Origin of the sequence: Acidovorax sp., from assembly GCF_016783915.1 — a bacterium.
GTDB lineage: Bacteria > Pseudomonadota > Gammaproteobacteria > Burkholderiales > Burkholderiaceae_C > Acidovorax.
In genome coordinates this window covers 14,275-27,550 of record NZ_JADHVT010000049.1, presented here as the reverse complement: position 1 = coordinate 27,550, position 13,276 = coordinate 14,275, and the positions used below count along the sequence as shown (strand labels likewise).

13 protein-coding genes and 1 tRNA gene are annotated in these 13,276 nt (G+C 64.3%); 2 read left to right on the top strand and 12 right to left on the bottom strand.

Annotated features, from left to right (window positions below; genetic code table 11):
• On the bottom strand, positions 1-875 hold an 875-nt coding region (sbcB, locus tag ISS20_RS11515; RefSeq protein WP_291436709.1), incomplete at its 3' end, for an exodeoxyribonuclease I.
• Positions 876-1,096: 221 nt separating this feature from the next.
• Between sbcB and ISS20_RS11510 the strand changes: the two genes are divergently transcribed.
• A complete protein-coding gene (locus ISS20_RS11510; RefSeq protein ID WP_291436708.1) occupies positions 1,097-2,464 on the top strand; it encodes a lytic murein transglycosylase in 1,368 nt (455 codons plus the stop codon).
• A gap of 314 nt (positions 2,465-2,778) precedes the next feature.
• Here the strand turns inward: ISS20_RS11510 and ISS20_RS11505 are convergent.
• The 5 genes from ISS20_RS11505 to tolB form a co-directional block, all read right to left on the bottom strand.
• Positions 2,779-2,854, bottom strand: a tRNA-Lys gene (locus ISS20_RS11505).
• A 42-nt stretch (positions 2,855-2,896) separates the two neighbouring features.
• On the bottom strand, positions 2,897-3,724 hold the full coding sequence (locus ISS20_RS11500; protein WP_291436707.1) for a tRNA threonylcarbamoyladenosine dehydratase: 828 nt from the start codon (positions 3,722-3,724) through the stop codon (positions 2,897-2,899).
• On the bottom strand, positions 3,724-4,515 hold the full coding sequence (ybgF, locus tag ISS20_RS11495) for a tol-pal system protein YbgF (RefSeq protein ID WP_291436704.1): 792 nt from the start codon (positions 4,513-4,515) through the stop codon (positions 3,724-3,726). The genes ISS20_RS11500 and ybgF overlap by 1 nt, the downstream gene beginning before the upstream one ends.
• The gene (pal, locus tag ISS20_RS11490; protein WP_291436702.1) at positions 4,515-5,057 is read right to left on the bottom strand and encodes a peptidoglycan-associated lipoprotein Pal; all 543 of its coding nucleotides are present in this window, start codon (positions 5,055-5,057) and stop codon (positions 4,515-4,517) included. Before pal ends, ybgF begins: the two co-directional genes overlap by 1 nt.
• Positions 5,058-5,101: 44 nt before the next feature.
• Complete coding sequence (gene tolB, locus ISS20_RS11485; RefSeq protein WP_291436701.1) at positions 5,102-6,421, bottom strand: Tol-Pal system beta propeller repeat protein TolB; 1,320 nt, start codon at positions 6,419-6,421, stop codon at positions 5,102-5,104.
• A 140-nt stretch (positions 6,422-6,561) separates the two neighbouring features.
• Between tolB and msbA the strand changes: the two genes are divergently transcribed.
• Entirely contained in the window at positions 6,562-8,364 is a 1,803-nt protein-coding gene (gene msbA, locus ISS20_RS11480; protein WP_291436699.1) for a lipid A export permease/ATP-binding protein MsbA, read from the top strand.
• Between the two features lie 179 nt (positions 8,365-8,543).
• On the opposite strand, the gene ISS20_RS11475 is transcribed toward msbA, so the two are convergent.
• The 6 genes from ISS20_RS11475 to mltG form a co-directional block, all read right to left on the bottom strand.
• The gene (locus ISS20_RS11475) at positions 8,544-9,218 is read right to left on the bottom strand and encodes an ankyrin repeat domain-containing protein (RefSeq protein ID WP_291436697.1); all 675 of its coding nucleotides are present in this window, start codon (positions 9,216-9,218) and stop codon (positions 8,544-8,546) included.
• Positions 9,215-10,021 (bottom strand): TatD family hydrolase, encoded by an 807-nt coding sequence (locus ISS20_RS11470; protein WP_291436695.1) that lies wholly within the window; start codon positions 10,019-10,021, stop codon positions 9,215-9,217. The genes ISS20_RS11475 and ISS20_RS11470 overlap by 4 nt, the downstream gene beginning before the upstream one ends.
• A 152-nt stretch (positions 10,022-10,173) precedes the next feature.
• Positions 10,174-10,533 (bottom strand): PilZ domain-containing protein, encoded by a 360-nt coding sequence (locus ISS20_RS11465; protein WP_015013859.1) that lies wholly within the window; start codon positions 10,531-10,533, stop codon positions 10,174-10,176.
• Positions 10,534-10,548: 15 nt separating this feature from the next.
• Positions 10,549-11,556, bottom strand: a complete 1,008-nt coding sequence (locus ISS20_RS11460; protein WP_291436690.1) for a DNA polymerase III subunit delta' — start codon at positions 11,554-11,556, stop codon at positions 10,549-10,551.
• Positions 11,553-12,230 carry a dTMP kinase gene (gene tmk, locus ISS20_RS11455; RefSeq protein WP_291436688.1) on the bottom strand — a complete coding sequence of 226 codons (678 nt, stop codon included), beginning with the start codon at positions 12,228-12,230 and terminating at the stop codon, positions 11,553-11,555. The genes ISS20_RS11460 and tmk overlap by 4 nt, the downstream gene beginning before the upstream one ends.
• Before the next feature lie 24 nt (positions 12,231-12,254).
• Complete coding sequence (mltG, locus tag ISS20_RS11450; RefSeq protein WP_366828061.1) at positions 12,255-13,241, bottom strand: endolytic transglycosylase MltG; 987 nt, start codon at positions 13,239-13,241, stop codon at positions 12,255-12,257.
• Positions 13,242-13,276 lie beyond the last annotated feature (35 nt).

The window sequence follows — 13,276 nt, the reverse complement described above, 5'->3', positions numbered from 1 at the left end:
TCGGGCAGAGCGTCGGCCTTGCTGAACATGCGCAGGCGGATGTCCTCCACATTCAGCGTGGCCAACTCACGCGGGTCGTGGGCCAGGTCCCAGGCGATCAGCTCGTTCTTGTTGGTGGGGTGGCTGGCCAGCGGCCACATCACGGCCAGGCAACCGCGCTCGGTGGGGAACATGCCCGAGACATGCAAAAACGCCCGCGCCGCGGCCGTGGTGGCGGGCAGGCGCAGCTCGGCGGCCACGCGGTCCTTCTTGTGCAGGCTCAGCGCAAAGTCAAACAGCTTGGTGTTGTGCTGGCGAATCAGCCGTGCCAGTGCAATGGTGGCGCGCACGTCCGACAGCGCATCGTGCGCGGCATCGTGCTGCAGGCCGTTGGCCTTGGACAGGTGCTCCAGCTTGAAGCTGGGCGTCACGCCATCTTCCTTCTTGGGCCAGGTGATGCCGTCGGGCCGCAGCGCATAGGTCATGCGCACCACGTCCAGCAGGTCCCAGCGGCCGCACTGGTTCTGCCACTCGCGCGCATAGGGGTCGATGAGGTTGCGCCAGAACATGAAGCGCGTGATCTCATCGTCAAACCGGATGGTGTTGTAGCCCACGCCAATGGTGCCGGGCTGCGCAAACTCGGACTCGATGCGCGCGGCAAACTGGTGCTCGGGCACGCCCTGCTCCAGGCACTGCTGGGGCGTGATGCCGGTGATGAGGCACGACACCGGGTCGGGCAGATAGTCGTTGGCGGGCTGGCAGTACAGCATCAGCGGCTCGCCGATTTCGTTCAGCTCGGCATCGGTGCGGATGGCCGCGAACTGCGCGGGCCGGTCGCGGCGCGTGTTGGCGCCAAAGGTTTCGTAGTCGTGCCAGAGAAAGGTGTGTGGCGCCATGGTCGGTAGGCTAACAGGGGGCTGCGGGCGGTGGCTCGCGCACGGCGGGCGGGGCGCAAGGCGATCAAGCCGCCACTGTAACCGCATTTTTCAGTGTTTTTGGCCGCAAGCGCTAGTGGAACATGCGCAAGCAGCTATCAAAAACATAGTAAGCATATTCACCATACGGACTGATGCACATTCGCACCCTGTACGCATGTCGCCACGCGGGACAATGGCGCATGCCCAGTTTCATTGCTTCCCCTCGCCCCTTGGGGCGCGCCCCAGCCCTGCCCTCCACCAGCTCACGCACTCACGCCCCCGCAGGGGTTGCCGGGGTGACTCTGGCAGCCGCCATCGCCATCGCGGGCTGCGCATCAGCCCCCAGCGTCACCCCCACACCCGCAGCAAAACCTGTGGCAGCGGCCCCTGCGGCCACACCGCCCACAGCTTCGCCCATCGCACAGGCCAGCCCCGATGCCGACCACAAGGCCGGCTTTGCCCAATGGCTGAGCAGCTTTTCGGCCCAGGCGCTGGAGGCGGGCATTCGCCCCGCCACCGTGCGGGATGTGCTGGGCAAGGCGCAGTGGCTGCCCCGCGTGGTCGAGCTGGACCGCGCCCAGCCCGAGTTCACCCGCACCCCGTGGGCGTACCTGGACAGCGCAGTCTCCCCCCAGCGCGTCGCCCAGGGCCAGGCGCAGTTGGCTGCGCACGGCGCTGCGTTGCAAGCAGCAGCCGCCCGCTATGGTGTGCCGGCCAGCGTCATCACCGCCATCTGGGGCATGGAGAGCAACTACGGCAGCAACTTTGGCACCTTCCGCACGGTGGATGCACTGGCCACCCTGGCCTACGAAGGCCGCCGCCGCGCCTGGGCGCAGGCCGAGCTGCTTGCAGCGCTGCGCATCATCGACCAGGGCGACATCGCCGCCGACCGCATGATCGGATCGTGGGCCGGGGCCATGGGGCACACCCAGTTCCTGCCCTCAGTGTTCCTGGCCTACGCGGTCGATGCCGACGGCGACGGGCACCGCGACATCTGGGGCAGCGTGGCCGATGTGACGGCGTCCACCGCGCATTTTCTGGCCCGATCAGGCTGGAAGTCCGGCGAACCATGGGGTGCCGAAGTGCAGTTGCCCCCCACGTTCGACCACGCCCGCGCCGACGCAGCCGTGCGCCAGACCGCAGCCCAGTGGGAGTCCGAAGGGGTGCGATCCATCGACGGGGCGCCGCTGCCCGACCTGGCCGGGGCCTCCATCGTCACCCCTGCGGGCGCACGGGGCCCGGCGTTTTTGGTGGGCAACAACTTCCGCACCATCCTGCGTTACAACAACTCGGTCAACTACGCGCTGGGCGTGGCGCTGCTTGCGCGCCAGATCGACGGCGGCGGCCCAGTGGCCACCCCGTGGCCCCGCGACATCGAACCACTGTCGCGTGCACAGCTGCAAACCCTGCAAGAAGCCCTGAACCGCAAAGGCTTTGCCCCAGGAACCCCCGACGGCGTGATGGGCCCCGCCACCCGGGCAGGCCTGCGCGGCTACCAGCACAGCCTGGGCGTGGTGGCCGACGGGTATCCGACGCTGGAGCTGCTGCAGAAACTGCAGGCGCCTTGAATGCCGCCCGGCACCTGCTGGGCGCCCATGTTTTTCAGGGCTTCAACAAGTCCACCAGAAACCCTTGCACCGGCTGCCGTTCCGCCCGCAGGTTCAGCAGTGTGCGGGGCGCGCCGGGAATCAACACCACACCGACGCACGAGCGGCAAAGACTAGGAGGATGGAAAACGCTCTCGATGGTGGAGCGGTACACGCATGTAGCGCCAGAAGGCTTGCAGGCCGCTGCGAGTCGGCTCGATAACGTAATTGGCTACGCTTTGGCTACGCCAGACGAGAAAAGGGACTGACCATGACAGCCAGTCCCTCTGTATCTCTGGTAGGACGTACAAGATTCGAACTTGTGACCAACGGATTAAAAGTCCGCTGCTCTACCAACTGAGCTAACGTCCCGACCGGTTGCAGCCATCGCATTGATTGCTGCAAAGCCTTGGATTATAGCGTCTTTTTTTCAGCAAACCTGGAACTCGTTGCAAGTTTGTCGAGCACCCAGCCCGCTGCACATTGGCCGAAGGTAGCAGTCACAGCAACCACCGATCCATACCCGTGACAGTTCAACGAACCATCGCCATCGATATTGCAAGACGCGTCTGGCGGTGCCACGGCCTCCCGACTGAAAACGCAGGGGACCCCGATCTTCTTTCCTTCTCGCGGAGCTCCGTGGTGTTTGCGCATCTGATAGCGCAGTTGCGCTAGCAGAGGATCGTGGGTGGTCAGCGCAAGATCATCCACATCCACCTTGTGCGCATGCCGCTTTCCCCCTGCGGCACCCACGGTGATGTGCAGCACGCCATGGGCCTGCGCCCATACGGACAGTGCAGTTTTGGCCTTGATCTGGTCACAGGCATCAATGAGAGCGTCTATCGGCGTCTGCAGCAAGCCCGGCCAGTTTCCTGGCTCCACAAACTCTTCGACACAATGAACAATGCAACCCGGGTGGATTTGCGCGATGCGATCACGCATGGCCAAAACCTTTGCCTGTCCCACCGTATCGGTCAGCGCATGGATCTGGCGGTTGATGTTGGATTCGGCCACATGGTCCAAGTCGATCAGGGTAATTTGCGCGACGCCGCTGCGCGCGAGGGCCTCTGCAGCCCACGATCCGACACCACCAATACCAACCACAGCCACGTGAGCGGAACGAATTCTGGCGGCACCCTGCACTCCATAGAGCCGCTGGAGCCCACCAAAGCGGCGCTCCAGCACCAGCTCCGCGTCATCGTCTGGCGCAGCTTGCGAGGCCAAAGCCACATCACCCACCATTACTTGAGCCGCGAAAGTCGTTCTTTGGCGGCTACAGCTGCCTCAGACTGGGGATAAGCGCGTATCAAGTCTTCCAATGTCTTGCGCGCAGTACGCGTGTCCTTGAGCTCAATCTGGCAATTGGCGATGGACAGCGCTGCCTCGGGCGCACGAGCATGCGTGGGGGCATCAGTCAGCATTTGCTTGAAATTGCCAATTGCCTCCTTGTACTCACGGGTGGCGTACTGGGCATTTCCCAACCAAAAACGCGCAGAGGGCACGTAGCCGCTGCGTGGATACTGCCGCACGAAGCCAGCGAAGGCGACACTCGCCTCAGGGAATTTGCCTGAGCGAAAAACCGCCAGGGCTGCTTCAAAATCACGCTTTTCGGCAGGGTCTGCCTGGAAATCGCGGCCATCCACATTGACCTTGATGGGCTCGAACTGTCGCAACCGCTCATCAACGCCCTGCGCGATGTCTTTCTGCCGACGCTGCAGATCACCCACATCGCGCAACAGCTGTTCGTTCTGACCATTGAGCTTGGCCTGCTCTGCGCGCAAGGTCTCTATCTGCGTCTGCAAATCCAGCAAGCTGCGACGCAACTGCGCGTTTTCTTCACCCAGTTTGCGCACCTCTTCTGCGGAGCGCTGTTGAGAGGACTGCAACCCATCAACACGCTGGCGCATTTCCAGGATAGCCCGTCGCGCCTCGCCATCTTCAAAGATAGCCGCATGGACTGAGGACAGCGACACCGCGAGCAACGCCGCTGTCGCGATTGCCTTCAGCGAGAAGGCCGGTGCAGCGGATTGCATCAACGGTACGACAGTTCAGCGCGACGGTTTTGAGCGCGTGCGTCTTCGGTGCTGCCTTGTGCTGCAGGCTTCTCCTTGCCAAAGCTCACGGCCTCGACCTGGCTGTCAGGCACTCCCAGCAAGCCGAGCGAACGGCGCACGGCTTCTGCACGCTTCTGGCCCAGTGCCAGGTTGTACTCGCGGCCACCTCGGTCATCGGTGTGACCTTCGATCATGACCTTGCGGTTAGGAGCTGCTTTGATGAACCGCGAGTGCGCTTCGATCAGCGACTGGAACTCGGGCTTGATCACGTAGCTGTCGTAGTCGAAGTACACGACGCGCGCGACCCCTACGGGGCCTGCACCGTCACGGCCGGACTGGCCGAGGTCCACACCCGCCACGCCGCTTTGCGAGGTATTGCCGGAATTGACACCGCTGTTGGCCCCACCCATGGTGGAGGTGGCGTTTTTGTCTTCCACCGGCACATCGTCCAGCTTCACGCCAGAGCTGCAGCCCGCCACGAGCGCGGCAACGGTGAGGGCAAGGGTAAAACGTTTGATCATCCAAATTTCTCCTGAAGGCTTGATAACTGAAAGTACTGATAAGTTCATTGCTTTTGGAACGGACCCCAGTCCGGTTCGCGGATGTCACCCGCCTGACCTGCGAGGCGTGCTTTGATCTTGCCGTCCAAAGTGGTGGTCATGAGGGCTTCACGGCCCTGTTGCTGGGTTGCGTACACAATGAGGCGACTGTTAGGTGCAAAGCTGGGGTTTTCGTCTGCCGTCGTGTCAGTCACGGCATTGACGGTACCGGTGGACAAATCCATGACATGAAGCTTGAAGGCACCGCCCACGCGGGAAATATAGGCCAGCCAGCGACCGTCTGGACTCACACTGGGAGAGATGTTGTAGGTGCCGGTGAAGGTCACGCGTTCCGCATTCCCCCCAGACGTACCCACTTTGTAGATTTGCGGCGCACCCCCACGGTCACTCACAAAGAAAATGCTGCGGCCGTCGCCCGAGAACACAGGCTCCGTGTCAATACCTGCGCTCTGCATCAACCTGCGAGGCTCGCCGCCGTTGGCATCAATGGTGTACAGCTGCGATCCCCCATCGCGGCTCAGGGTGACGGCCAGCGTGCGGCCGTCTGGCGCCCAGGCTGGCGCACTGTTGGAGCCGCGGAAGTTCGCGATCAAGCGCCTGCGACCCGTGGCCACGTCATGCACATAAACAACCGGTTTGCGCGACTCGAACGACACATAGGCCAGTTGCCCTCCATTGGGCGACCATGCGGGCGAGATGATGGGTTCGGGGCTCGACAGCGCAGACTGCGCGTTCTCGCCGTCGGCATCCGCCACCCACAGGCTGTAGCGGGGTCCAGTTTTGGTCACATAGGCAATGCGCGTCGAGAAGATACCGCGCTCACCCGTGAGCTTTTCGTAGATGAAGTCGGCAATGCGGTGCGACACCAGGCGCAGGTCGCCCTGTGTGACCACAAAACTCTGTCCGCCCAGGTCTTGGCCCTTGACCACATCCCACAAACGAAAACGCACATCAAAACGTCCATCGGCCAAACGCGTAACGCTGCCAGTGGCCAGCGAATCCGCACTTTTCTGGCGCCACAGCGCGACGTCTGGCCGCGCGGTTTCGTCCAGCGCTGCTCCGGAGGCGTCAATGGCGCGAAACTGCCCGCTTCGCTCCAGGTCGGCCTGGACGATGGCCGCAATTTTTTGGGGCGATTGGGCCTCCCCCCGAAACGGAACGATGGCAATGGGCAACTGAGTAAGCCCGACGCCGGTGACTTCCACACGGAACTGCGCAAGTGCTGGAATGGAAGGTGATGCGATGAGTGCGGCCAGCAACTGGCGGCGCAAGGGAAGCAGCGGGGCTGCAGAAGATGGGTGTTGGGAGATTCGATCTGTGGTCATTGGCATCCAGCAGTGGCCGAACAAGTGCCGAAAGGGCAAACCCGAATGTTACACACAGCGGCGAGCCCCCTGTGACAAACTGTGCGCGGCTCACCCAGGTGGACGGGCCGCACATGGCACAAACGTAGAATCCGGGCGACATGCAAGCCACCGACACGGGCGCCACGCCCGCCACCGACCCTACTCCCCCAACTACCTTGATGGCGCGCCTGAAGCGGCTGTCGGTGTATTTTGGCGATCAACGAATGGCCTGGAGTCTGGCCATTGTCGCGACGCTGGTGGGCGCCATCACGGAGCCGTTGATCCCTGCTCTGTTGCAGCCGCTGCTGGACAAAGGGTTCACCCAGGGCACCCTGCAACTGTGGATGGTGCCCCTGGCGATTCTGGGGGTTTTCTTCGTGCGCGGCGTGGCCCAGTTTGTGGGCCAGTATGCACTGGCGCGTATCGCCAATGAAGGCATGCTGACACTGCGCCAGGCGCTGTTTGATCGCGTCCTGGCCGCAGAGATGGGCTTGTTTACGCGGCAGTCGGCCAGCGCACTCTCCAACACCGTGGTGTATGAGGTGCAGACCGGAGCCACGTTGCTGGTGCAGGCTCTGCTGGGCCTGTCACGTGACGGCTTCACGCTGGTCGCACTGCTGGTCTATTTGCTGTACCTCAACTGGCAGCTGACGCTGATCGTTGCCGTCGTCGTTCCAGGGGTGGCCTGGATCATGAAGACCCTGTCGCGGCGGCTGTACCACCTGACCAAGAGCAGCCAGCAGGCCACGGATGAGCTGGCTTATGTGGTCGAAGAAAACGTGCTCGCGCACCGCATGGTGCGCTTGCATGGGGCACAAGGGGGGCAGGCTCAGCGCTTTGCAGACCTGAGTCGCAGCCTGCGCCGCCTGGCCATCAAATCCACCATCGCCTCAGCGGCCATGACACCGCTGACCCAGTTGCTGGCGGCAGCCGCGCTGTCGGTGGTGATCTGCATTGCGTTATGGCAGAGCCGAGGTGCGGTCGATGTGAAAGACGTGACCGTGGGCGGGTTTGTGTCGTTCATCACTGCCATGCTGATGCTCATCGCGCCCATCCGGCGCCTGGCCGATGTGGCCAGCCCCGTCACGCGGGGCGTAGCCGCCTTGGAGCGCGGCCTGGGCCTGCTGGGCGACACGGGCGCAGAAACCGGTGGAACCTACCGCAAGGACCGCGTGCAGGGCGCGCTCACACTGAGCAATGTCGCCGTATCGTTCGGCCCCGACCATGCCCCCGCGCTGGACGGTGTGACCTTGCAGGTGGCTCCCGGCGAGATCGTGGCGCTGGTGGGGCCCTCTGGCGCCGGCAAGACCACGCTGGTCAACCTGCTGCCCCGTTTTGTCATGCCGTCGGCAGGCACCATCGCGGTCGATGGTCACGCGTTGCCAGACTGGGACCTGGCCTCCCTCCGGTCGCAATTTGCCATGGTGAGCCAGGATGTGGTGATGTTCAATGACACCATTGCCACCAATGTGGCGCTGGGCCAGACCGTGGACGAAACCCGTGTGCTGCAGTGCCTGGCTGCCGCCAACCTGGCCGAACATGTGGCGGGTCTCCCGAAGGGTATCCACACCATGGTGGGGCACAACGCCACGCAATTGTCGGGCGGTCAGCGCCAGCGGCTGGCCATTGCACGCGCCCTGTACAAGGACGCCCCCATCCTCATCCTCGACGAAGCCACATCGGCCCTCGACACCGAGTCGGAAAGACTCGTGCAGGAAGCCCTGCAGCGCCTGATGCAGGGTCGCACCACCCTGGTCATTGCGCACCGGCTGTCTACCATCGAGCATGCTGACCGGGTGGTGGTGATGGAGCGCGGACGGATCGCGGAGCAAGGCACCCACAGCGAGTTGATCGCGCAGGGCGGGCTCTATGCGCGCTTACAGTCACGCGCGGCGTCTGGCGCGGGGACCATCGCCGAGTAATCCACGTAAGGCCAGGGGCAGCCTCGAAGCCTCTGGCCTCACCACAGCCGCCGGGCCCTCACCCTCACCCTCACCCTCACCCTCACCCTCACCCTCACCCTCACCCTCACCCTCACCCTCACCCTCACCCTCACCCTCACCCTCACCTTTCGCCAGCGCGCCTCTGCCGTCTGTCGCACCTACCACTTGCCCCGGTTGGGCTGGCGTCGCCGAATGGCGGCGGCAATCTTTTCTGCGGATTCAGTCCGGCTCACACGCAATGCGAAATCTGCTGCGGTCAACCCCAGCTGGTTCTTGAGCGTGGGGTCGGCCCCTTCGTCCAGCAGCAATTGCACGGCCTCGGTAGAGCCGTAATGCGCCGCCATCATCAGCGGCGTGGTGCCGTTGGGCGATGTTGCGTCGATGTAGGCGTAGTTTTCGAGCAGCAAGGAAATGATCACAGCATGCTGCGGCGAACCTGCCGACGCGGCGTAGTGCAGCGGGGTCCAGCCCGTCTTGTTGACATCGGCATCGCGCGCGATGAGCGCCTTGACGGCCTCCACGTTGCCCTTGATGGCAGCCATCATCAACGGGCTTTCGTCCTTGGCATTGCGGGCCTCCACATTCAGCCGGCGGGATGCCAGCAACGCAGCAACGGCCTTGTTCGCGCCGTTTTGCAGGGCAATCATGAGTCCCACCTGCCCCTTGGGATCGCGCGTGTTGGGGTCAAAACCGCGACGCAGGAGTGTGTTGATGGCATCGCCATCGTCGCGAAGGACCGCCACAAAAAAATCTTCGTAGGCACCTGCCCAGGCACGGGCAGACACCATGCCCACTGCCACAGCCACCAGGGCGGAACGTCGTTGCAGGCTCATCCCACCACCCCCGGGAACAAGGTGTCGAAATTACGGCTGGTGGCCTCTGCCACCACCTCCAGCGCCAGGCCTTTGGTATCAGCCACTTGCCGGGCCACATGGGGCACATACGAGGGGTTGTTGGTCTTGCCACGGTAGGGCACAGGGGCCAGGTAGGGGCTGTCGGTCTCGATGAGCATGCGGTCCAGCGGAACAAAGGCCACCACGTCACGCAGCTCCTGGGCGCTCTTGAACGTGACGATGCCCGAGAAAGAGATGAAGTAGCCCAGGTCCAGTGCCGCTCGCGCGACCTGCATCGATTCGGTAAAGCAGTGGAACACGCCACCTGCACGGTTGCCCGGGCCGTCTTCCCCCTCCTCACGCAGGATGGACAAGGTATCGTCTGATGCATTTCGCGTGTGGATGATGAGCGGCTTGCCACACGCCCGCGCCGCGCGGATGTGGGTACGGAAACGGTCACGCTGCCACTCCAGGTCGGCAATGCTGCGCCCGCCCTTGCGGTCTTCCATGCCGTAATAGTCGAGCCCGGTCTCGCCAATGGCCACCACGCGGGGCAACGCAGCACGGTCCAGCAGATCCTGCACGCAGGGCTCGGTCACGCCCTCGTTGTCGGGGTGCACGCCCACCGTGCTCCAGAAGTTGTCATGGGCCAGGGCCAAGGCGTGCACGCCCTCGAACTCTTCCATGGTGGTGCAGATGCACAGGGCCCGGGTGACCTGCGCCTCGGCCATGGCCTGGCGGATGGCGGGCAGCTGGCTGACCAGCTCCGGGAAGTTGAGGTGACAGTGCGAATCAGTGAACATGCGGTTTCAAAACAATGGGGCCTGCGCCAAGCGGATGAGAGCCCAAGGCGCTGTCACAAGACTGCTGCCCGGTACACCCTCGTTCGCGCACGCTTTAAACAAAAATGCCGACCAGCCAGCGCAGGTCGGCACAGGGGCGGCAGTGGCGCGGGTCAGATCGTCTGGGTAGGACGGTCGGAGCCCAGCGCAGTTCCCAGCAATTCCTCGATCTTGGCCTTGAGCTGGCGAGACTTTTCATCCTTGGGGAACTGGATACCCACCCCTTGCGTGCGGTTGCCCGCAGCACGCGCCGGGGTCACCCAGGCCACACGACCTGCCACCGGATAGCGCTGCGTGTCGTCGGGCAAGGTCAGCAGCACGTACACATCGTCGCCCAGCTTGTAGTCACGCTGGGTGGGCACAAAAATGCCCCCTTCGGCAAAAAAGGGAATATAGGCGGCGTAAAGCGCTGCCTTTTCCTTGATGGCCAGCTGCATGACGCTGGGGCGGGGCGCTGTGGATGGACTGCTCATGGGTGGGTGTGCGGCTTAGTGCTTGGAGTGTAGGGTGTTTCGCGCCTGGGCGACAAGCGCCTCCAGCATGAGACCGCCATTGAACGGGTGATCTGCCGTGCGCGCGGCCTTGGACAGCGCCCGCGACCAGCGCGTGAGCGCGCCCAGGGGCGGCGCCTTGGGCAAGTCAGCCTGCGCAAAGTAGCGGGGCGCAGCGCCCACGCTGGCGGCCAGCAGGTCGTGGCAGAGCTTTTGCAGCGCGTCGATAACCTGGGCCGGAGCCCAGTCGCCCAAGGCCGTCACGTCGCCCCGCGCCACGGCCTGTGGCAGGGCGCCCCAAGCCTGCGGACTGCGGCCCGACTGGGCCAGCGCCAGTGCATCCTCCGGCCGCCCACCCGCTGCGCGCAGGAAAGACGTGGCCGCGTCCCGGGCAATCCCCTGCGCCTGGAGCCAGGTGAGCATGTCGGGCTCCGCGGGCCAGACCATGGTGTGGCCAAGGCACCGGCTGCGGATGGTGGGCAACAGCTGGTGCGCGGCCTCACTGGCCAGCACAAAACGCACGTCACCCGGTGGCTCCTCCAGTGTCTTGAGCAGCGCGTTGGCCGTGATGTGGTTCATCTGCTCGGCCGGGTACACCAGCACCGCCTTGCCTTTGCCACGCGCAGAGGTACGCTGGGAGAACTCCACCGCATCACGCATGGCCTCCACGCGGATCTCGCGGCTGGGCTTGCGCTTCTTGTCGTCGATGTCGGCCTGGGCTTTTTCCGACAAGGGCCAGCCCAGCGCCATCATTTGCACCTCGGGCATCAGCACGCACAGGTCGGCATGGGTGCGCACGTCGATGGCATGGCAGCTGCCGCAGTGGCCGCAGGCGCCCTGCTCTGTCGGCGCATCGCACAACCATGCGCGGACCAGCTCCAGGCCCAGGGCGTACTGGCCCAGGCCCGATGGCCCCTGCAACAGCCACGCATGGCCTCGCTGAGCCAGCAGGCTGGTGCGCTGTGCGGCAATCCAGGGCGCCAACGCAACGGCAGATCCGCTCATTGCGGGCCTCCCTGTGTGGCCACCATGATGGCCAGCCAGCCCTTGCGCACAAACACACTGGTGAGCTGCTGCCATACGCGATGTCTGTCTTGTGCCGCGTCCAGACGTGCAAAACGCTGGGGCGCCGCAGCGGCGCGGTCGGCGTAGCCCTGGGCTACGCGGCGGAAGAAATCGACCGGCTGGGCCTCGAAGCGGTCGGGCACCCGTGCGCCGGCCAGGCGCTCGGCCGCCACCTCGGGGGCCAGGTCAAACCATACCGTCAGGTCGGGTTCACGCATCAAATCGACTGCAGGCGCTAGTCCTGTCTGCGCCAGGCGCTCCAAAGTTGATAGCACACCCAGATCAAAGCCCCGCCCCGCGCCCTGGTAGGCAAAGGTGGCGTCGGTGAACCGGTCGCACAGCACCACTTCGCCCCGCGCCAGCGCGGGTTCAATGACATTGCGCAGGTGGTCGCGACGGGCTGCAAATATCAGCAAGGACTCGGTGAGCGCGTCCATCGGGTCGTTGAGGACCATCTCGCGCAGCTTCTCGGCCAGCGGGGTGCCGCCGGGCTCGCGGCTCACGGTGACAGTACGGCCCTGGGTGCGGAAGGCCGCGGCCAGGCCTTCGATGTGCGAGGACTTGCCTGCACCGTCGATGCCTTCAAACGTGATGAACAGACCGGGTCGTGACATGGGCGCCTTGGTTCAAGAAACTGTTTACTGCTGCCCGCGCTGGTAGCGGTTGACGGCGCGGTTGTGCTCCTCCAGCGAGGCACTGAAGTGGCTGGTGCCGTCGCCCTTGGCCACAAAGTAGAGCGCGCGCGTGGCCTGCGGCTGCACTGCGGCCAGCAGCGAGGCCTTGCCGGGCATGGCGATCGGCGTGGGTGGCAGGCCCGCGCGGATGTAAGTGTTCCAGGGGGTGTCGGTCTGCAGATCCCGTTTGCGCAGATTGCCGTCAAACTTCTCGCCCAGGCCATAAATCACCGTGGGGTCGGTCTGCAGCAGCATGCCCACGCGCAGGCGATTGGCAAACACGCCTGCAATCTGGCCCCTATCGCTGGCCTTGCCGGTTTCCTTTTCGACAATGCTGGCCAGAGTCAGCGCCTCGTCCGCCGACTTGAGCGGGGTATCAGCAGCACGCTGGGCCCAGGCCGACTCCAGATGGCGGTCCATGGCGTGCATCGCCCGGCGCAGCAAGGCGATGTCGCTGGAGCCTTTGGCGTAGGTGTAAGTGTCCGGGAAGAACCGCCCCTCGGGCGCCACGCCGGGGCGGCCCAGCTGGGCCATCAGCGCTTCGTCGGTCAGAGCGGCGGCATCGTGCTTGATCTGCTCTTCCTTGGCCAGCGCCTGGCGCACCTGGCGCCAGTTCCAGCCCTCGACCAGGGTGAGTGCGCGCAAGGCCTCTTCGCCCCGGGCCAGCTTTTGCAGCAAGCTGATGGGAGTGGTGCCGGGCGGGATTTCGTAGTTGCCCGCCTTGATGGCGCGGTCTTGCCCCGAGACGCGGAACCAGGCGTAGAGCAGACGCGCGTCCGTCTTCACCCCGGCCGCCACCACATCGCGGGCCACGCCGCGCGGCGTGGTGCCGGGCTCGATGGCCAGCTCCAGCGGCTCGGGGCCCACGTCGAGCGGCTGGTGCAGCCACCAATACGCAGCGCCGCCCAGTGCGATCCCCACCAACACGATCAAAGCCAGTAAACGTCGCACAACCCTGCTACCAATATGTATGAATCAGGGCATCA